This is a genomic window from Dyella sp. Tek66A03, from assembly GCF_052567735.1.
The window spans coordinates 344,435-364,547 of the sequence record NZ_CP199584.1 but is presented as its reverse complement, the minus strand read 5'-3'; the positions used below and the strand labels follow the sequence as shown (position 1 = coordinate 364,547).

At 64.2% G+C, this 20,113-nt stretch carries 14 protein-coding genes; 9 read left to right on the top strand and 5 right to left on the bottom strand.

Going from position 1 to position 20,113, the window contains the following annotated elements; all coding sequences use genetic code 11:
* Positions 1–23: 23 nt before the first annotated feature.
* The 4 genes from ACT01B_RS01555 to ACT01B_RS01540 all read right to left on the bottom strand — a co-directional run bounded on the left by ACT01B_RS01555 (position 24) and on the right by ACT01B_RS01540 (position 4,587).
* Positions 24–1,292: a sterol desaturase family protein gene (locus tag ACT01B_RS01555; protein WP_445145647.1), complete on the bottom strand. Its 1,269-nt coding sequence runs from the start codon at positions 1,290–1,292 to the stop codon at positions 24–26.
* Complete coding sequence (locus ACT01B_RS01550) at positions 1,289–2,017, bottom strand: lysoplasmalogenase (RefSeq protein ID WP_445145646.1); 729 nt, start codon at positions 2,015–2,017, stop codon at positions 1,289–1,291. The genes ACT01B_RS01555 and ACT01B_RS01550 overlap by 4 nt, the downstream gene beginning before the upstream one ends.
* A 95-nt stretch (positions 2,018–2,112) precedes the next feature.
* The gene (locus ACT01B_RS01545) at positions 2,113–3,441 is read right to left on the bottom strand and encodes an alkaline phosphatase family protein (protein WP_445145645.1); all 1,329 of its coding nucleotides are present in this window, start codon (positions 3,439–3,441) and stop codon (positions 2,113–2,115) included.
* Positions 3,442–3,480: 39 nt separating this feature from the next.
* The gene (locus tag ACT01B_RS01540) at positions 3,481–4,587 is read right to left on the bottom strand and encodes a glycerophosphodiester phosphodiesterase (protein WP_445145644.1); all 1,107 of its coding nucleotides are present in this window, start codon (positions 4,585–4,587) and stop codon (positions 3,481–3,483) included.
* 138 nt (positions 4,588–4,725) lie between these two features.
* On the opposite strand from ACT01B_RS01540, the gene ACT01B_RS01535 reads away from it, so the two are divergent.
* The 6 genes from ACT01B_RS01535 (at position 4,726) to ACT01B_RS01510 (ending at position 13,310) form a co-directional block, all read left to right on the top strand.
* A complete protein-coding gene (locus ACT01B_RS01535) occupies positions 4,726–6,114 on the top strand; it encodes an alpha/beta hydrolase family protein (RefSeq protein ID WP_445145643.1) in 1,389 nt (462 codons plus the stop codon).
* Between the two features lie 75 nt (positions 6,115–6,189).
* Positions 6,190–7,230 carry a hypothetical protein gene (locus ACT01B_RS01530; RefSeq protein WP_445145642.1) on the top strand — a complete coding sequence of 347 codons (1,041 nt, stop codon included), beginning with the start codon at positions 6,190–6,192 and terminating at the stop codon, positions 7,228–7,230.
* 205 nt (positions 7,231–7,435) lie between these two features.
* Positions 7,436–8,242, top strand: a complete 807-nt coding sequence (locus ACT01B_RS01525; RefSeq protein WP_445145641.1) for a DoxX family membrane protein — start codon at positions 7,436–7,438, stop codon at positions 8,240–8,242.
* Positions 8,243–8,864: 622 nt separating this feature from the next.
* Positions 8,865–10,361, top strand: a complete 1,497-nt coding sequence (gene xylB, locus ACT01B_RS01520) for a xylulokinase (protein ID WP_445145640.1) — start codon at positions 8,865–8,867, stop codon at positions 10,359–10,361.
* A 67-nt stretch (positions 10,362–10,428) separates the two neighbouring features.
* Positions 10,429–11,766, top strand: a complete 1,338-nt coding sequence (xylA, locus tag ACT01B_RS01515) for a xylose isomerase (RefSeq protein ID WP_445145639.1) — start codon at positions 10,429–10,431, stop codon at positions 11,764–11,766.
* A 110-nt stretch (positions 11,767–11,876) separates the two neighbouring features.
* Entirely contained in the window at positions 11,877–13,310 is a 1,434-nt protein-coding gene (locus ACT01B_RS01510) for a sugar porter family MFS transporter (RefSeq protein WP_445145638.1), read from the top strand.
* Between the two features lie 91 nt (positions 13,311–13,401).
* Here the strand turns inward: ACT01B_RS01510 and ACT01B_RS01505 are convergent, their stop codons facing one another.
* Positions 13,402–14,481, bottom strand: coding sequence for a LacI family DNA-binding transcriptional regulator (locus ACT01B_RS01505; RefSeq protein WP_445145637.1), 1,080 nt, complete (start codon positions 14,479–14,481; stop codon positions 13,402–13,404).
* Between the two features lie 158 nt (positions 14,482–14,639).
* Here ACT01B_RS01505 and ACT01B_RS01500 point away from each other — a divergent pair, with 158 nt between their 5' ends.
* From ACT01B_RS01500 to manD, 3 genes are read left to right on the top strand one after another with little or no spacing between them, the layout of a single operon-like run.
* Positions 14,640–16,820 carry an alpha-glucuronidase family glycosyl hydrolase gene (locus ACT01B_RS01500; protein ID WP_445145636.1) on the top strand — a complete coding sequence of 727 codons (2,181 nt, stop codon included), beginning with the start codon at positions 14,640–14,642 and terminating at the stop codon, positions 16,818–16,820.
* A gap of 2 nt (positions 16,821–16,822) precedes the next feature.
* Positions 16,823–18,856 carry a sialate O-acetylesterase gene (locus ACT01B_RS01495; RefSeq protein ID WP_445145635.1) on the top strand — a complete coding sequence of 678 codons (2,034 nt, stop codon included), beginning with the start codon at positions 16,823–16,825 and terminating at the stop codon, positions 18,854–18,856.
* A complete protein-coding gene (gene manD, locus ACT01B_RS01490; RefSeq protein WP_445145634.1) occupies positions 18,853–20,112 on the top strand; it encodes a D-mannonate dehydratase ManD in 1,260 nt (419 codons plus the stop codon). The genes ACT01B_RS01495 and manD overlap by 4 nt, the downstream gene beginning before the upstream one ends.
* The last annotated feature ends 1 nt before the right edge of the window (position 20,113 follow it).

Below are 20,113 nucleotides of genomic sequence, written 5' to 3'. Positions count from 1 at the left end.
GCTGCGCGAGGCCCCGCCAATGCTCAGCCGGGGATGGTTTTGCCGCTACCCGCCTGCCCGTGCATGCCCAGACTCAGCCAGCCCAGGACCAGTGCACTGAGCACAGGTATCGCCACCAGGGCGCCGACGACGGGAACGTCCAGATGGGCCGCGCCGAACCAGCCGCCGGTGAACAGCGGGATGACCCCGGTGGCGAACAGGCGCACCAGCTCCAGCCCGACTCCACTGCGATGACCCTCCGTCAGCGCGCCCAATGCATACAAGCTCAGCAACAGGAAGATGGCGTAGCCGATCAGCGACAGGGCCGGCAGGTGCTTGGCGAGATCCAGGAACTGCACGCCCATCGCCAGCAGCAACGCGAACTGCACCAGGCTGTAGATGACCAGCCCGCGCGATAACTGCGGCGCATAGCGTTCACGCTGGATCTCGAACGCCGGCTTGGGGAATCGCTCGGCGACATCGGCCGGTCGCCAGCCCGGCGGTTTCAGCCAGACCAGCCACTTGTCGCGCCAGCGTCGCGCATGCCAGGCGTCTTTCAAGGTGGCCCAGTACACCTCGGCGTTAGCCCATAGCGGGTTCCAGCTGCGCAAGGGCGAGCGGGTACCATAAATCGGCGGATCGGTGTCGTCTTCTTCGACGAAGCTGCCGAACAAGCGGTCCCACACGATCAGGATGCCGCCGTAGTTGCGATCGAGATAACGGTCGTTCACCGCATGATGCGCGCGATGGTTGGACGGCGAGCAGAACACCCGATCGAACCAGCCCAGTCGCCCCACCAGCTCGGTATGTACCCAGAACTGGTACAGCAGGTCGATCAGCGCCACCACCACGAACACTTCCAGCGGGTAGCCGATGATCGCCATCGGCAGGTAGAACAGCCAGCCCAGCAAGACACCACTGCCGGTCTGGCGCAGCGCCGTGCTCAGGTTGTAGTCCTCACTCTGGTGATGCACCACGTGCGCAGCCCACAGGATGTTCACTTCATGGCCGCAGCGATGCAGCCAGTAGTAGCAAAAGTCGTACAGCAGCAAGGCGCTGATCCAGACCCAGATGCTGTTGGAGGGCAGCGAGAACACCGCGAAGTGCTGCACGCACCATGCGTAGATGCCCAGCGTGAGCAGCTTGCTGAAGACCGCCACGATCTGCGAGATCACGCCCAGGCCGAGGCTGTTGATGGCATCGCTGCTGTGATAGACCACGCGCCCGCGCAGCTTCGCCACCAGCAGTTCCAGCGCGATCAGCGCGAAGAACACCGGCGTGGCCCAGGTAATGATGACTTCCTGCATGTTCACGCGTGCTTACCCGTCCCGCTCACCCGTTGAATCGAACGCGCCAGACACCACAGCGCCGCATAGTAAGTGGCCAGTATCCACAAGGCCGCCCACGGTATGGCCACGCGGAACCGGTTCCAGGCAATCAGTGTATCGCTGAGCATGAACAGCAGCGCGCCCACCGCCGCCCACCGGGCCGGGCCGGCCAGCGCATCCCCGGCGTACCACCAGGCGCGAGACACCGCCTGACCGGCCATGCTCGCCAGCACGGCCACGTAAACCACCACCGGGACATAAAGCGCCGTCGGCAGCGACGGCCACAGCAGCCACAGGTTGAGCGCTCCGTAACCCAGACACGCCAGCAGTGCCCACGGACGCGCCGCAAAGCGCGCATCGTCCAGCATGGCCCGGATAAAGCAGACGTGCGCGATGAGAAAGGCCACCAGCCCTGGGACGAAGGCGTCCTGCGGCAGCATCAGGAAGATATCGCCGGCCAAGGAGAACAGCATGCCGATGGCGATCCAGCGCCGGTAGCGCGCCGTTAGCGGCGGAGCGATGCGCCACGCCGTCCACAGTATCAGCACCGTCGCCAGGGGCTTGCTGATCCAGTGCAACCACTGCCAGCCGTCCGCCGGGCCCGGACCGGCCAGCACGGCACCGAGGATGGCGGCGGCGCCAAGCAGCGCCACGGCGACGCCGGGCCGTCGAGACCCGGGTGGCGCATCGGCAATGGATGACATGGACATGCACGGCCCCTGTGCCCGTATGGAACCGCGATCTTAGAGCCAGCGCGAAATCGTTGCGTAGCCGGGTGCGCGAGCGGTGGCTTTTCGCGGCTCCTTTACGGCAGTAGCGATTTACCTTCCGCCTGCGGCAGCTTTACACCGAGCACGTAAGCGATCGTAGGTGCGATATCGCGCATATCGATCTGGCCAAGATCCCTGCCCGCCTTGATGCCCTTGCCCTCGATCAGGAAGGTTGCGCGCATCTGCGGCCACGCCGGATCGTAGCCGTGCATGCCGCGGAAAGGGCTTGGCGACGGCATCGGAGCGTCAAGCTTCAGGCCCATTTCATAGCCCTGCTTGAACAGCACGAACCACTCGGCCTGCGCAGCGCCGCCCTGTCTGATCACTTCAGCCTTGTCGTCCACGCGATCGATGCCGTAGGCCGGGTCCTTTTGAAGCCCGGCAAGCATCGTGGTTACCTTCTTGCGCACCGCGACATTGGCGGGATCACGCAACACGATCGCTGCACTGCCGCGATCGTTCCACGGCATCGCCTGCCAATCGGCCACGGCGCCATCCTTGACGGTGACCAGCCCGGCTTGAATAAACGGAATGTAGAGATTCACATCGTGCTGCACCGGCACAAAGCCGTGATCGGATACCACCGCGATCACGCAGTCGGGATGCACGCGTCGTGACGCCTTGATCAGGTCACCTACCAGGGTATCGATCTGTTCCAGCACCACGCGCGATGCCGGCGTATCCGGCCCGCTCACGTGCTGCTCGCGGTCGAGCGAGGCGAGATAGGTCGTCATGAAATCGGGCTTGCGCGATTCCATCAGCGCGATGGCGAAGCGCGTACGCGTCCGATCTGCGGCGATACTTTCATCCGCACCGTCGGCGTAGGTACCCAGTTGCTTCTCCAGCACCGGCAACAGGCCCGGCGTCGCCATGGCAGCGACCAGCTTGCGGGTATCCGCGGCACCGCTGCCCCAGATCTGCGGCAGGTTCCAATCCACTTCGGCGCCAACGCTGACTGGCCAATTGATGCTCGCCGTGCGCAGCCCGGCGGCGTGTGCTTCGTCCCACAAGGTCGGCACCTTGATATCGGTAGCGTACCAGTCCCAACGCTGCTCGTTCTCATCGTGCGGATCGAAGATGAGATTGCCCCCGATACCATGCTTTCCCGGCGATACGCCGGTAAGCAGCGTGGCATGGCTTGGATAGGTAAGCGTGGGCAGCACGCCGCGCACGCTTTCGGCATAGGCGCCCTGCGTGAGGAAAGACTGCAGGTTGGGCAACTTCAAGCCGCGATGTTGCGCGTCCAGCACGTCGACGGGTCGCAGGCCATCGATGGAAATGAGCACCACAGGGGCCGCCGCCAGCGGCACGGCCACGCCGATTGCCAACAGGGTGCCGACGATACGGCGCATGGGAATACGCATGAGAGGCTCCCCGCAAGAGAGATGATGTCCGGGCCCATCCTATAGAGCCTGGCGACCATCGACGGCCCGGCGACCCAGTGCCGGATCATCAGTGAAAAAGGCGTCGATACCCGCATCGAGATAGGCGCGCATTTCGGCGATCGAACCAGCCTCGTTGAAGGTCTTCGGATCGCTACCCTGCCAGAAGTTCCTGGCCTGGAAATGGTTTTCCGGGCGGAAGGTATAGGGATGAAGTTCCAGCTTCGCTGCATGCGCATCATGCACCAGCGATGTTGGCTTCCCCAACGTGCCGTCGGCAGCGAGCGGGATGATGGCACGGATGTTCGGGCCGATCGCATCGGCATAGGTGGCGATGTCATGCAGCCCCGCCGGCTTCATCATGTCGCCATAGGTAAGCTTGCCGCCCGCAACGACCACATCGTACGGCTGCGCGGCCGCGTCATCGAGCAGTTGCAGCAGGCGGATGTTCGGATGGGTCTTGCCCAGCTTGTCCCGCAGATAGCGCAGGTTGGCGACCTCGAACGACTGGATCTCGACGGGCGCGCTGCGCGTATAGGCGTGCGCGGCAAGCATCGCCAGCACGCGATCTTCCATCGGCAGGCCGCGTTGCTGGAAATACGTGCTGTGCTTGATCTCGGGAATGATGCCGATCACGCGGCCGCTGGTGGCCGCTTCGGTGGCGACGAAATCGATGATCTCGTCCAGGCTGGGAATCTGGAACTGGCCGTCATAAGCGGTGCTGCGAAACGCTGGCAGACGTTCGCGCGCACGCAGCGTCTTGAGCTCATCCAGCGTGAAGTCCTCGGTAAACCAGCCGGTGACGGCATGGCCATCGATCGTCCTGGTGGTTTTGCGTGCGGCGAACTCGGGATGTTGCGCGACGTCAGTGGTGCTGCCGATTTCGTTCTCGTGGCGCGCCACGGGCACACCGTCGCGTGTCATCACCAGATCCGGTTCGATGAAATCGGCGCCATCGGCGATCGCCTTGCCATAGGAGGCCAGCGTGTGCTCCGGGCGCAATGCACTCGCACCCCGATGCCCGATGACCCGCACTTTGCTAGCGATAGGCGCCTCTTTTGCCTGCCCATCAGGGGCCATGAGCAGCATGCCTGCAGCGAGTACCAGGACGCAGCTTAGACGAAGCATGGCAAAACCTTTGTGATTGGTTTCATGACGTCGCGGCGGCACAAGTCATCCGCGCACCGCGATGAAGCTCTCCCCGCGATCGCCATCACGCAAGCATGACGCAAGCCATGACTTGTGGCCTTGCATGACTTGCGGCCAATGGCACCGATGCAGGTGGGTGTTAGGGTCATCGCCACTGACACCACGCAACGGACGCGCATGTTATCCATCCTGTTGGCCACGCTGCTCAGCAGCGCTCAACCCGTCGTCGACTGTCACGTCGGAGCCTATCGACTGACGGACGGCAGCTCACTGGACATCGCCCCCAGCGACGATGGCACGTTGCGCTGGCGCCGCATCGACGGTACCACGGGCAAACTGACCCGCGGCCAGAAGGATGCGTGGACCAGCACCGGGGGCTGGACGCCCCGCCCCGACGGCAAGGACGTGACATTCACCGACTGTGCCAAGGGCGGCATCACGTTTGGCGGGATGGGCGGCCAGCGCATCCACTTTGAAGTGCACGACGCCACCTTTGTCGGCGAAGGTGGCACCAAGCTGGTTGGCCGGCTGATCCTTCCGGAAGGCAAGGGCAAGGTGCCGGTGGTGGTGCTGATCCACGGCTCGGAGCACGAATCTGCAAGAGTCGATGACCATATGCAGCGCCAGCTTCCGGCCGAAGGTGTCGCTGCGTTCGTCTACGACAAGCGCGGCACCGGTGATTCCGGCGGCACCTATACGCAGGATTACAGCGTACTCGCCAACGACGCCGTGGCTGCCGTCAGCGAGGCTCGCGCACTGGCCGGCGCGCGCGCCGGGCGGGTCGGTTTCCGCGGCGGCAGCCAAGGTGGCTGGGTCGCTCCACTGGCCGCCACGCGGACCAAGGTGGATTTCGTCATGGTCGGCTATGGCCTCGCCATCTCGCCGCTGGAGGAAGACCGCGAGGCAGTGGCGTTCCAGCTGCAGCTTAAGGGCTATGACCAGGCCACCATCGACAAGGCGTGGGAAATCTCCGACGCGATCGGCCTGATCCTGTCCAGTAACCTGACCCAGGGCTACGAGCAGTTGGATGCGGCCCGCAACAAGTACCGCAACGAGCCCTGGTATAAGGATATACGCGGCGACTTCAGCTATATGGTGCTGCCGTATACCGCTGACGAGATTCGCGAGAAGGGCAAGGCGTTCATGTTCCATACGCCGTGGCACTACGACTCCATGGCCGTACTCAGGAAGGTGAAGACACCGCAACTGTGGATGCTTGGCGAGGACGATATCGACGCGCCGAGCGCGGAAACCCTGCGTCGACTGAAGTCGCTTCAGGCCGAGGGCTTGCCCATCACGACCGCGTTGTTCCCGCACGCCGAGCACGGTCTCACCGATTACGAGCTGCAAGCGGATGGCTCGCGCCTATCTACCCGCTACTCGGAAGGTTATATGCGCATGACCATCGACTACGCCCTGGGACAATGGCATGCCCCGTACGGCGCAAGCCAGGTGAGCTATCCAAAGAGCGCGTCGGAACCCGCCAATCACGCGCAAACGCCCTGAGCGAAGCGCGGGAGCCACCTCCCGCGCCTGTGGCGGCCACATGCTGCGCCTCGACGCCGGTGCTAGCCTGCGCCGATGAGCTGGCGTCTGCTGCTTCCGCTGAGCATGCTGCTAATGCCACTGGCGGTGGCAGCGCAGAACGCTGCTGTCGCCAACTCGGGCCTGCTCAGCGACGTGACCTTTACGCAGTACTCTCCCTACGCCAGTAGCGCGGAACTTGCGCGCCGCCTGGTGAGCCCGTTGAACGCGCTGCGCCTGCAGCAACAGGCCGATGCGGCGCATGTGCGCATCAGTGAGCAGCCGATCGACCTGGAGCGGGAGCGCTTCGCACTTTATGTCCCCGTGCACGCGCCGGCGAGTGGCTACGCCCTGCTGGTGTTCGTGCCGCCCTGGCCGCAGGCCGCGATCCCGCCACGCTGGATCCCTGCGCTGGATCGCCTGGGCGTCATCCTGGTCAGCGCGGCCAACTCCGGCAACGATGCCAATGTGCTCGACCGGCGCGATCCACTGGCGCTGTTGGCGGCACACAATGTGATGTCACGCTATCGGGTCGACCCGGACCGGGTCTACATCGGCGGCTTCTCCGGCGGATCCCGCGTGGCCCTGCGGCTGGCGCTCGGTTATCCCGACCTTTTCCATGGCGCCCTGCTCGATGCGGGCAGCGATGCCATCGGCGAGCAGATTCCCGTGCCGCCGCGCGACCTGCTCTACCGGTTCCAGGCATCGACGCGCGTGGTGTACCTCACCGGCGGGCGCGATGCGTTCCACGAAGACGCCGACAAGCGCAGTCGGCAATCGCTGCAGGCCTGGTGCGTGTTCGATGTCGACAACGAGTCCATGCCGTGGACGGGGCACGAACTGGCCGGTGGCTCGTCGTTGGAACATGCACTGGAGTCGCTGGCCGTGCATCGGCCGACGGAACCGGGCAAACTCGCCAGCTGCCGTGCCACCATGGACAGCCAGCTCAGCCAACAGCTCGACCAGGCCCAAGGCTTGATCGACCGCGGCGAAGCCGGGCCGGCAAGGCGACTGCTCGACCAGATCGACAGGCGCTATGGGGGACTTGCTGCACCGCGCAGCGTCGAACTGGCGCAGCGCCTGTCGGGCGTTCCTTGATCCATCAGTCGTTACGCAAGCCTGCTCACGTTCGTACCAACGGCTCACAAGGCCGAATGGCTGGTCAAGCTCGGCCAGGGGCCAGTCCGATGTCCGCGTGTTACTCACACTATGAAGGAGACGGGGTATGGGAAGTTCAGCTCGACCAGGCCACATGCGATTTGGATCGCCCGTGCTAAGCGCCGACGACCGACGCATGGCCCCCATGGCAAGCTTAAGACTGGCACGCGTGTTTTTCGCGCTGACCATGATCGGCCTGGGCATCGTCGGGCTTATCTATGGCGACTTTGCCATGGTCTGGCAGCGCATTCCGATCGAACATTTGCCCGGCCGCCAGTTGATCGCCTATGCCTGCGCCGCCATCGAATTGGTGACCGGCATCGGCCTGCTGTTTCGAAGCACGGCAAGATTCTCTGCTGCTCTATTGGCCGTCTATCTGTTGCTATGGCTGTTGCTGAAGCTGCGGGAAGTCGTGGTGATGCCGCGGATGGAAGCTAGCTGGTTGGGTTTCGGTGAGATCGCCGTCATCTTTGCCGGCGGTTGGATTCTTCATGCCAGTTTGGCCGACGACGGCAGGAGGAAAGCCCTTGGCTTCATCACGGGCAAGACCGGCGTCCGCTGCGCGAGGGTGCTGTTTGCGCTTGCGCTGCCGATGATCGGACTTTCCCATTTCTTCTATAGCGAACAGACCGTCGCCTTCGTGCCGGCATGGCTGCCGTTTCGGTTGGCCTGGGTCTACCTGACCGGCGCCGCCAGTATTGCCGCCAGCATCGCCATGCTTCTGGGCATCGTCCCGCGGCTGGCTGCCACGCTAGAGGCCGCCATGCTGAGCATCATCACCTTGCTCGTGTGGGGGCCAGGGGTCATTGCCACGCCGATGGATCGGACCCAGTGGACAGCACTCATCATCTCGTTTGCGATTGCGGGAGGGGCGTGGCTGGTCGCCAGCTCCTATCGCATCGCGCCACGATTCGCGGTCGGAGCCTATGTAACGAATGCGTCCATCGGCTAAGCGACGGTGGCCGCCGACTCACCCAGGCGGGGTATCCGATGGCCCAGCTAGGAACCCGCTAGCGCGGGCCCTTTGCCGACCGGCCAGGTGCCCCCGTAGCGGAGCCATGACCGGTTCTGCTCGATCACCGCCCTCCCTCCGACCTTCCCCGGCTCCCGGACTCGGACGCCGAAAGCGCGTGTCAGTCCGCGTTGAGAGTGCGGCTTCTGATGCACCACAGCATTTCCCCGCACCGACCAAAGTGACATTCAACGACGGCGGCGCTCGTTAGCGCTCGTTCTCGTCCCTGATGCGCTCGCCATCGCCAACACCGAACTTGAATCGGCTCAGCAAAGCCATTTGCGAACACCGTCGCACGCCCGGCCATCGCAGTTGCTGGTCGCGCTGCGCGCGAGCTTGGCCATCGCCCATGGATATAAGTCACGCTTCCAACGCAGCCAATGCAAGCAGGTGTCCGACGTAATTTTTGCAATGCGGCATGGCCCTTCACGCGCGCATCCGTCGCCTCGGCCGCACTCGGTTTTTCTCTCACTGCGAGTGACCCGCGAGCCGTTCTTGCCAGCCTGATACTTCTCCGTTAGCTTTAAGTGGTAGCGCTAACATTTACCGTCGTGGAATGCAGATGAGCCTTGTTGTTGGACTAGATGTCGGCACCCAAAGCGTCAAGCTTGTTGCTTACGATCCTTCGCTGCGTCGCGTCGTTGCCACGCACGGTCAAGCGCTGGAGTTGATCGCTGGTGACGATGGCAGTCGCGAGCAAGAAGCGCAGTGGTGGATCGACGCGATCCGCGCCTGCTTCGCGAAGCTCGATCCGGGCTTGCGCGCACGCGTCATCGCCGTAGGTGTATCGGGCCAGCAGCATGGCTTCGTGCCGGTTGACGCTGCCGGCAAGGTATTGGCACCCGCCAAACTCTGGTGCGACACCAGCACGCAGCTTGAATGCGACGAGATCATGGCGGCCGCGGGCGGTGTGCAGCGCAGCCTGGAGCTGGCCGGCAATCCCATCCTCGCCGGCTATACCGCATCCAAGTTGCCGTGGACGCACAAGCATCGGCCTGAGGTCTACCAGCAACTGGCTACGATCATGCTGCCGCATGATTACGTGAACTTCTGGCTGACCGGCGAACGCTGGATGGAATACGGCGACGCCTCGGGCACCGGCTGGCTCGACGTGCGCACGCGCCAATGGTCCTCGTCCATGCTGGCCGCGACGGACCCGACGCGTGACCTGGCTGCATGCCTGCCGCCCCTGGTCGAAGCGGATGCCAGCTTTGTCATCGCGCCGACGATTGCCGACGAACTCGGCCTGCCCCGCAACGTGCGTGTATCGGCGGGCGGCGGCGACAACATGATGGCGGCGATCGGCACTGGCAACGTGGTGGCCGGCGTGTTGAGCATGAGCCTTGGCACCTCCGGCACCTTGTTCGCGTACGCGGACCAACCGGTGGTGAGTGATAGCGGCAGCTGGGCTGCCTTCTGCTCATCGACGGGCGGTTGGCTGCCGCTGATCTGCACCATGAATTGCACGGTTGCCACGGAGAGCGTGGCGCGCGCGTTTGGTTTCAGCAGCCGCGACGGCGATGCAGTGATGGCCGATACCGCGCCCGGCGCCGCCGGCCTGGTGATGCTGCCGTTCTTCAATGGAGAGCGCACGCCGGACATGCCGAACGCCCGCGCCAGCCTGCATGGCCTCGACATGGCCAACCTGACCCGCGGCAACGCCTATCGCGCCGCGATGGAAGGCGCGACCTACGCCTTGCGCAACGGCTACGACGCCTGGCTGACGGCCGGCCTGCACTTCGACGCGATCCGCCTTACCGGTGGCGGCAGCCATAGCGCCGCATGGCGCCAGATGGTCGCAGACATCTTCGAGCTCCCGGTCGATGTACCGGCCCAGGCCGAGGGCGCCGCCTTTGGTGCCGCGCTGCAGGCGCTTTGGGCCCATGACCATGCCAACGGCGGCACGGCGGCGCTGGCCGACCTTGCGCGCGAGCATGTGCTGATCGAGCCGGGGCTTTCGACGCGACCGGACGCCAAGGCCGCCGCGGCCTACCGAAATACCTATGGCCAATTCCTGCGCCACCTGGACGCAGCTGTCTCCTTCTACGCGAATCGTTAATCCACGAACACCGTTTGATGCGTCGCCGACTCCGACGCCCTTACTTCTCGACAAGGATTTGAATCTCATGAGCACTCCTTTCATCGGCAAGCGTGAATACTTCCCCGGTATCGGCAGTATTCCGTTCGAAGGCCGCCAGTCCGATAACCCGCTGGCGTTCAAGTTCTACGACGCCAACAAGAAGATCGGCGACAAGACCATGGCCGAGCACCTGCGCTTCGCGGTCTGCTACTGGCACAGCTTCTGCAACATGGGCCACGATCCGTTCGGTCCGGGCACGCGCCACTATCCGTGGGATGTCGAGACCGCGCCGCTCGCGCGTGCCGAAGCAAAGCTCGACGCAGCGTTCGAATTCTTCACCAAGCTCGGCGTGCCGTATTACTGCTTCCACGACATCGACATGGCACCGGATGCCGATGACGTCGGCGAGTATGAGAAGAACCTCAAGCATATGGTCGCGCTGGCCAAGGAGCGCCAGAGCGCCACTGGCGTCAAGCTGCTGTGGGGCACGGCGAACCTGTTCAGCCACCCCCGCTATATGAACGGTGCGGCGACCAATCCCGATTTCGCGGTGGTATCGCGTGCGGCCGTGCAGATCAAGGCAGCGTTGGACGCCACCGTCGAGCTGGGCGGCAGCAACTACGTGTTCTGGGGTGGTCGCGAAGGCTACGCCTCGCTGCACAACACCAACATGAAGCGCGAGCTGGAACACTTCGCCCGCTTCCTCACCATGGCGCGCGACTACGGCCGCAGCATCGGCTTCAAGGGCAACTTCCTGATCGAGCCCAAGCCGATGGAGCCGATGAACCATCAGTACGACTTCGACTCCGCCACCGTGGCCGGCTTCCTGCAGCAACACGGCCTGGAAAAAGATTTCAAGCTCAACATCGAAGCCAACCATGCCACGCTGGCCGGCCATACCTTCGAGCATGACCTGCAGGTCGCCTCGAATCACGGCCTGCTCGGCAGCATCGACGCCAACCGCGGCAATGCGCAGAACGGCTGGGACACCGACCAGTTCCCGAGCGACTTGTACGACACCGTCGGCGCCATGCTGGTGGTCTTGCGCCAGGGTGGATTGGCACCGGGCGGCCTGAACTTCGATGCCAAGGTGCGGCGTGAATCGACCGACGCCGACGATCTGTTCCTCGCCCATATCGGTGGCATGGATTCGTTCGCGCGCGGCCTGGAAGTCGCCCATTCGCTGTTGACGGCATCGCCGTGGGAGCAGTGGCGCGCCGATCGCTATGCAAGCTTCGACAACGGCCCCGGCCGCGACTTCGAACTGGCCAAGCTCAGCCTGGACGACCTGCGTGCGTTGGCCGTGAAGAACGGCGAGCCAACCCAGCGCAGCGGAAAGCAGGAACGCTACGAGAACCTGATCAACCTGCATTTGTCGCGTTAATGCGGGATGGCGTCTCTCCTCCCTCCCGTGGAGAGACGCCATCAACGGTGAGCCGAGCCATATCAAATCGGTGGTAGGAACCCAGACCACGGCCATGAGAAACCTACCGTATGGATAACGTCTTGTTCGAACGCACCGTGCCCGCCAAGGCTGAAGAGAACACCCGGCTCATCGTTCAAATCAGTTGCGTCGCCACGCTGGGCGGCTTTCTGTTCGGCTTCGACAGCGGCGTCATCAACGGCACCGTCGAAGGACTGAGCAGGACGTTCCAGGCCAGTTCGACCGTGGTCGGTCTGGTCGTCGCCTCGATGCTGCTGGGCTGCGCGCTCGGTGCCTTTTTCGCCGGGCGCGTGTCGGACCTTTGGGGCCGACGCGCGGTCCTGATCATCTCCTCCGTGCTGTTCCTGCTTTCGGCGCTGGGCGCCGGTGCAGCGGGGACGGCCTTGCTGTTTGTTGCCGCGCGCGTGATGGGCGGTTTCGCCGTCGGTGCCGCCAGCGTCATCGCGCCCGCGTATATCGCGGAAGTCGCACCGGCGCGGTACCGGGGTCGATTGGCTACTGTGCAGCAGATCGCCATCATCGGCGGACTGTTCTGCGCCTTCCTCAGCAATTACCTGTTGGCGAAGGCGGCCGGCGCGTCGACCGACGCGCTGTGGCTGAATCAGGCCGCATGGCGCTGGATGTTCTGGATGCAGGTGCTGCCGTCCTCGCTGTTCTTCGTCTCGCTATTGTTCATACCCGAAAGCCCGCGCTACCTGGTGGTGAGGAAACGCGACGTGGAAGCCGCCGAAGTACTGACCCGGCTGTACGGCGTAAGCAAGGCGCGAACCATGCTGGCCGAGATCGGTGCCTCGCTGGCGCATGACCGCCATCGTCCGCGCCTGTCCGACCTGCGGGATAAAGTCAGCGGCAAGATCCGTCCCATCGTCTGGGTAGGTGTCGGCCTGGCTACATTTCAGCAATTGGTCGGCATCAACGTGGTGTTCTACTACGGCGCGGTGCTGTGGCAGGCCGTCGGCTTTTCCGAGAACGACGCGCTGCTGATCAACGTGTTTTCCGGCGCCTTGAGCATCGCTGCCTGCCTGGTTGCCGTCATGCTGATCGACAAGGTCGGGCGCAAGCCGCTGTTGTGGATCGGCTCGGTCGGCATGGCGATCAGCTTGATCCTGGTCACCGTTGCATTCGCCAATGCCGGCATGGACGCCAACGGCAAACTCGCACTATCCCATCCCATGGGCACGCTGGCCCTGGTCGCCGCCAATGTCTACGTGGCCTTCTTCAATATGTCGTGGGGCCCGGTGATGTGGGTGATGCTGGGCGAGATGTTCCCGAACCAGATCCGTGGCTCGGGCCTGGCCGTGGCGGGTGCCGCGCAGTGGACCTCGAACTTCGCCATCACCGTGAGCTTCCCCATCCTGCTGGGCGGCATCGGGCTGGCCGGCGCCTACGGCCTGTATGCCGCTGCCGCCGTGGTGTCGGTGTTCTTCGTGCAGCGCTATGTGCACGAGACCCGCGGCAAGGAACTGGAACAGATGGAAGGCTAGCTAGGTGAGCGACGCCCCAACCGCACGGCCTCGCCCCACCGAGGTCGAGCCTCGCCCCACCGAGGCTTTTGAGAAGTCGCGGGGCTGCTCGTCAGCCCCGCGACTTACCCGTGGGAGCGGTATAGGGCGCGACCGAATCGCGCTTGATCAATTGATGCGCAACGACATGATCGACCACCACCCGGGTGTCGTTGTCCTTGCGGCGAATCGTGCGCAGCAGGATGTCGATGGCCGAATCGGCCATGGTCGCGATCGGCTGGCGAATGGTGGTGAGCTCGGGCCATACGGTGGTCGCGGCCGAGGTGTCATCGAAGCCGACGATGGACAAATCGCGCGGCACGTCGAGTCCGCGCCGATGCGCCACCGAGATCGCGGCGGCGGCCATGTCGTCGTTGCCGGCGAAGATCGCGCTTGGCGGCTTGCGCAGGGCCAGCAAGGTCTCCACGGCCGGGAGCGCGGAACGGTAGGTGAAGTAGCCTTGCTGGACCAGGGCAGGATCAAACGGGATGCCGGCCTCCCTGAGCGCCGCCTGGTAACCCTCGAAGCGGCGCGTGCTTGCCGTCTGGTTGGGATGACCCTTGATGCAGCCGATGCGGGTATGCCCCATCTGGATGAGGTATTCGGTGAGCTCCTTGCTGGCAAGGAAGTCATCGATGCGGACGCTGGAAATATCGTGATTGAAGCGTCCCGAAGCGATCGCCACGGCCGGCACGCCGGCACTGACCAGTTCTTCGATCACCACCTTGGATTCGCACAACGGCGGCGGCAGGATCACGCCGGCCACGCCTTTGGCGAGCGCCCGCGCCGCCTTGCGCTCGGCGTTGGTGTCGAGCCCGTCCCAGTCATCGATGACCAACTGCGCCGCCGTGCGCGCGGTGCCGTTCAAGGCGCCGAGCAGCAGCTCGCGCAAGTAGCCGGCACTGGGGTTGGTATAGATCAGGGCGATGCGCGCATCCTGCGCGGCCGCCAGCGAACTGGCTGCCTGGTTCGGGATATAGCCCAGGTCACTCACGGCTTGCATGACCCGTTCGCGGGTGGATTCGCGCACCGTGCTGTGGCCATTGACGACGCGCGACACGGTCATCGGCGAGACCTTGGCAAGCGCCGCCACCTCATCGATGGTGACGGCGACCCCCTTGCGGCGAACCGATTTCTTGCCTGTCTTCTTCAATGCCATTTCCTTCTAGCGGGTTCGCAGCCGAACAAGTCGCATCGCGGCAGCCACGGAAATCGATATCAGTCGCGATTTGCGGCTGAACACAGGAATTCTTGCATATGTTAGCGGTACCAGGATCTACGGCCAGCAAAACAATTCAAGGGACATCCTCGATGCGCGACAGCCATCGGCGCAAGCCGTCGCTTTACCGTCGCTTCGTCTTGGGCATGCTGATGCTGGGGGCGGCCCTGTGTGCGAGCCAGGCACTGGCCGAGGACGGCTACGACCTGTGGCTGCGCTACCGTCCGCTCGCCTCCGAACAGGCGGCGACGTATCGGAAGCACGCCTCGCAGTTGATCGTGGGCACTGCAACCCCAACGCAAACCGTGACCGGCAACGAATTGCTGCGCGGTCTGGGCGGCTTGCTCGGCCAAGCGCCGCCGCTGACGGATGCTGTCACCAGCGACGGCGCGATCATCGCGGCGCCGGCGTCATCGCCGCTGCTGGCCCGCCTGCGCTTGAATACCAAGGACCTCGGGCGCGAGGGCTATCTGATCCGCAGCGTCGTCGTGAATGGGCATGCGGCGACGGTCATCGTCGGCAATGACGACGTCGGCGTGCTGTACGGTGCCTTCCATTTCCTGCGCCTGCTGCAAACCCAACAGCCGATCGATCATCTCGATCTGCGCGAATCTCCCCACATCAAACTGCGCGTGCTCGACCATTGGGACAATCTCGACGGCCACGTCGAGCGTGGCTACGCCGGCAATTCGATCTGGGACTGGCAAGAGCTGCCCGACTGGCTCGACCCGCGTTACACCGACTATGCGCGCGCCAACGCTTCGATCGGCCTCAACGGCACCGTACTCAACAACGTCAACGCCAATGCCCAGATCCTGACGCCCTTGTATCTGGAGAAGGTGAAGGCGCTGGCCGGCGTGCTGCGGCCCTATGGCATTCGCGTCTACCTCAGCGTCCGCTTCAGCTCGCCGATCGAAATCGGCGGACTGAAGACCGCCGATCCGCTCGATCCGCAGGTGCAACGCTGGTGGCGTGCGAAAGCGGATGAGATCTACCAGTACATCCCGGATTTTGGCGGTTTCCTGGTCAAGGCCAACTCCGAAGGCCAGCCGGGCCCGCAAGACTACGGCCGCAACCATGCGGACGGCGCGAACATGCTGGCCGATGCGCTGGCGCCGCATGGCGGCGTGGTGATCTGGCGTGCCTTCGTCTATTCGCATGAGCAGCCGGACGATCGCGCCAAGCAGGCTTATAGCGAATTCAAGCCGCTCGACGGCCGCTTCCGCGCGAACGTACTGCTGCAGGTGAAGAACGGGCCGATCGACTTTCAGCCCAGGGAGCCCTTCAGCCCGCTGTTCGGCGCCATGCCGAAGACGCCGCTGATGATGGAATTCCAGATCACCAAGGAATACCTGGGCTTCGCCACGCATCTGGCCTATCTGGGCCCGCTGTTCGAGGAGACCTTGCAGGCTGACACCATGGTGCACGGCAAGGGTTCCACGGTTGCCAAGGTGATCGATGGTTCGCTGCATGGTTACGCGCTGACCGGCATGGCCGGTGTCGCCAATATCGGCACGGATCGCGATTGGTCCGGTTCGGATTTCAACCAGGCCAACTGGTTCGCGTTCGGCCGCCTGGCCTGGAACCCGTCGCTGTCCTCGCGCACCATCGCCGAGGAATGGGTGCGCATGACCTTCAGCAACGACGAGGCCTTCGTCAAGCCGGTGGTCGACATGATGATGGCGTCGCGCGAGGCGGTGGTCGATTACATGACGCCGCTGGGCCTGCATCACCTGATGGGCAATGGCCATCATTACGGTCCGCAGCCATGGTATGCCGGCGGCCCGCGTGCCGACTGGACCCCGGTCTACTATCACCGCGCGGACAGTCATGGCATCGGCTTTGACCGCGACAGCAGCGGTAGCAACGCCGTTGCCCAGTACGCAGCACCGCTTGCCGCCCAGTTCAATGATGCTGCGCAGACTCCCGAGCAGGACCTGCTGTGGTTCCACCACCTGCCGTGGGACTACCGCATGCATTCGGGCCAGACGCTGTGGTACGAACTGGTCGCGCGCTACACGCGTGGCGTCGACGAAGTGAAGCAGATGCGCGAGACCTGGCGCCGTCTGGACGGCCATATCGACCCTGAGCGTTACCGTCAGGTCGCCGCCTTCCTGGCCATCCAGGAGAAGGAAGCGCAGTGGTGGCGCGATGCCAGCATCGCCTACTTCCAGAGCAAGTCCGACCTGCCGTTGCCGCCCGGCTTCGCACCGCCGCAGCACCCGCTTGAGTATTACCAGTCGCTTTCCTTCCCCTACGTACCTGGCCATTGATCATGGTGACCCACGCTATGCCCATTCAGTTCAAGGCTCGCAGTAGCGCAGTCGTGCTCGCCGCATTGCTTGGCTTCAGTGCGCTCAGCGCGCAGGCCAAGAGCGACGATGCGCCTCTGTTCAACACCCTCTTCCAGGATCACGCGGTACTGCAACGCGACCGTGCCAATCCTGTTTGGGGCAACGCCCAACCTGGCGAGAAGCTGCAGATCGCCTTTGCCGGCAAGAGCGCAAGCGCGCGTGCCGATGCCAGCGGTCGCTGGCAGGCCTCGCTGCCGGCGTTGCCGGCAGGTGGCCCCTATTCGCTCAAGGTGACGGCGGCGAACGGCAGCTCACAGACCCTCAATGACGTACTGGTCGGCGATGTGTTCCTGTGTGCCGGCCAATCCAACATGGTGCTGCAGGTCAAGCGCACCCTGGATTCGCGCTCCGAGATCCAGAACGCATCGAATGATCGCATTCGCATGCTGACCGTCGACAACATCAGCAGCGTCACGCCGCAGGACAGTATTCCTGCCGCCAATCACTGGCTAAAAACCACGCCGGAAAACATTCCTGAGTTTTCTGCCGCCTGCTACTACTACGCACGCGAGTTGCAAAAAACCGTACAGGTGCCGATGGGCCTGATCGTCTCGGCCTGGGGTGGCTCGCGCATCGAGCCGTGGATGAGCGCGCAGGCCTTGCGCAAGGTCGGCGGCTACGACGCATCGCTGGACCTGCTCGAGCTCTATGCCAAGGACCGCGCCAGCGCCGGCGAGCAGTGGGCTCAGCAGTGGCAGGCCTGGTGGCGCTCCCGCCCCGGCGTTGGCGCGACCAACGAGCCGTGGAACCCCGCGCATGTGGTCAATGAAGGTTGGCGGCCGGCGCCGCTCGATCGCGGTGCCTGGCAGCGTTGGGAGATGCCTGAGCTGGCGAACTTCACCGGCATGCTGTGGTATCGCACCGCGGTGAAGCTCACCGCCGAGCAGGCGGCGCAGGGCGCGGTGCTGTCGCTGGGTACGGTCAACGAGGCCGACCAGACCTGGGTCAATGGCCATTGGGTCGGCACCGGCTACGGCGGCGACGATCGCAGCTACACGCTGCCGCCCGGCGTACTGCATGAGGGCGACAATCTCGTCGTCATCAATGTGCTCGGCACCTATCGCGACGATGGCCTTTATGGCTCGGCGGCCAAGCGCGCGCTGCGCCTAGCCGACGGCTCGACGGTTGCCCTGGGCGACGCCTGGCAGTACCAGGTGGTGCCTTCGTCCTACGGACCGCCGCCGAGCCCGCCGTGGCTGTCGACCTCCGGCCTGACCACCATCTACAACGGCATGATTGCGCCGCTGGGCAACTACGGCCTGCGCGGCATCCTGTGGTATCAGGGCGAGTCGAACACCAGTCGTGCGAGCAACTACCTGGCGCTGCTCGACGGTCTGCGTGGCGATCTGCGCGCCCGCTTCGGCGCCAACATGCCGATGCTGATCGTGCAGCTCGCCGGTTATGGTCCGGCGGCCACCCGCCCGATGGAAAGCGGTTCGGCCCAGGTGCGCGAGGCACAGCGCCTGGCTGCCTTGCAGGACCCGCACTCGGGTCTCGCCGTCGCCGTCGATATTGGCGAGCGCTCCGATATCCATCCGGCCAACAAGCAGGAGCTGGGGCGTCGCCTCGCCCGCGCGGCGCGCCATGTGATCTATGGTGAAACTGACTTGCCGCCGTCCGGTCCGGTGCCCACGTCGGCACAGCACAATGGCGATGCGGTGACGCTCACCTTTGGCGACGTCACCGACAAGCTGATCGTCTACGGCGCGGACAACCCGGTCGGCTTTGAACTGTGCGGAGCCCAGGCCGACTCCTGCCATTACGCCAGCGCCGACATCCACGGCAATCAGGTGGTACTGCGCGCGGCCCTTCCGGTCAGCGATATCAAACGCGTGCGCTACTGCTGGGCCGACAGCCCGATCTGCACGCTTTACGACGGCTCCGGCCTGCCCGCCGGACCGTTCGAGCTGCCCATCACGCCAACACAAGAAGCCAAGCAAGGAACCCGGCCATGAGCCCCACCCCCTCCCCTGAAGTCACGGCCAATGGTTCGGCGCGCGACCGCGAAATCATCGCCGCGCGCGTCATCGTCACCTGCCCGGGTCGCAACTTCGTCACGCTGAAGATCGAGACCCGCTCGGGCATCAGCGGCATCGGTGACGCCACACTCAACGGCCGTGAACTGGCCGTGGCCGCCTACCTGCAGGAACACGTCGTACCGAACCTCATCGGTCGCGACGCGGGCCGCATCGAAGACCTCTGGCAGTTCCTTTATCGCGGTGCCTATTGGCGGCGCGGTCCGGTCACCATGACGGCGATTGCCGCCGTCGATATGGCGCTATGGGACATCCTGGGCAAGCTCGCCGGCATGCCGGTCTACCAGTTGCTCGGCGGCCGCTCGCGCGAAGGCGCTCTGGTCTACTGCCATGCCAATGGCCGCGATATCAGCGAGACCAGCGAACAGGTCGCCAGCTATATCGAACAGGGCTTTCTCGCCGTGCGCGCGCAATGCGGCGTGCCGGGCGTGAAGAAGGCCTACGGGATTTCCAGCGCCGGCAAGCCCTATGAGCCCGCGGAAAGCGAACTGCCGGCCGAAACGGTGTGGTCAACGCCGAAGTACCTCGAGATCGTGCCGCAGCTGTTCGAACGCCTCCGCGCCGATCACGGTACTGGTGTCGAGCTGCTGCACGATGCGCACCACCGCCTGACGCCGATCGAAGCGGCGCGCCTGGCGCGCAGCCTGGAACCGTATCGGATGTTCTGGCTGGAGGACGCCACGCCGGCGGAGAACCAGAAATCCTTCGAGATCATCCGCCAGCATTCGGTGACCCCGCTGGCGGTAGGCGAAGTGTTCAACTCGATCTGGGACTGCAAGCACCTGATCGAGAACCAGCTGATCGACTACATCCGCACCACCATCGTGCACGGTGGCGGCATCACCCATCTGCGTCGCCTGGCCGATTTCGCCGCCCTGCATCAGGTGCGCACGGGCTTCCACGGTGCCACCGACCTGTCACCGGTGTGCATGGGCGCTGCGCTGCACTTCGACACCTGGGTGCCGAACTTCGGCATCCAGGAATACATGTTCCATGCGGACGAGACCAACGAAGTGTTCCCGCACGACTACGTTTTCGGCCAGGGCCGCCTGCATTGCGGCGAATCGCCGGGACACGGCGTGACCATCGACGAGAAGCTCGCCGCACGTTACCCCTACACACCCAAGCAGCTGCCGATCGCGCGTCTCGAAGACGGCTCGATGTGGGATTGGTGAT